The sequence below is a fragment of the Bordetella sp. BOR01 genome, from assembly GCF_019218885.1.
Taxonomy (GTDB): Bacteria; Pseudomonadota; Gammaproteobacteria; order Burkholderiales; family Burkholderiaceae_B; genus Bordetella_A.
Genome location: NZ_JAHUWT010000012.1, coordinates 1 through 632, shown reverse-complemented (window position 1 = coordinate 632; position 632 = coordinate 1). Strand labels below are relative to the sequence as shown.

Genomic DNA, 632 nt, shown 5'->3' with positions numbered 1-632 from the left:
TGCATCGTCGCGCCCGCGCGCTCGACCTGCTGCGAACCCGTGCCCACCTTGCTGACCGAGTCCTCGATCAGCACCTTGATCTCTTTGGCCGCCTGCGCGCTGCGCTGCGCCAGCGAACGCACCTCGCCCGCCACCACCGCGAAACCCTTGCCCTGCTCGCCCGCGCGCGCCGCCTCCACCGCCGCGTTCAGCGCCAGGATATTGGTCTGGAACGCTATGCCGTCGATCACCGACACAATCTCGGAAATCTTGCGCGAACTCGCCGAAATCCCTTCCATCGTGCTCACCACCTCTGACACCGCCGAGCCGCCGCGCTCGGCCACGTCCGAGGCGCTGGCCGCCAGCTGGTTCGCCTGGCGCGCGTTGTCCGCGTTCTGCTTGACCGTCGAGGCCAGCTCTTCCATCGACGCCGCCGTCTCTTCCAGCGAGGCCGCCTGCTGCTCGGTGCGGCTGCTCAGGTCGGTGTTGCCCGCCGAAATCTCGCGCGAGCCCACGTTGATCTCGTCGACCCCGCGGCGAACCTGCGATACCGTGCGCGCCAGGTTCTCCTGCATGCGCTTGAGCGCCCCGAACAACTGTCCTACCTCGTTGCTGTTGCGAACCTCCACACGCGCCGTCAGGTCGCCGGCGGC

1 protein-coding gene is annotated in these 632 nt (G+C 68.4%); it reads right to left on the bottom strand.

Annotated features, from left to right (window positions below; translation table 11 throughout):
- Window positions 1-632: methyl-accepting chemotaxis protein (locus KW845_RS29305; protein ID WP_218372941.1), on the bottom strand; the 632-nt coding region annotated here is incomplete at both ends.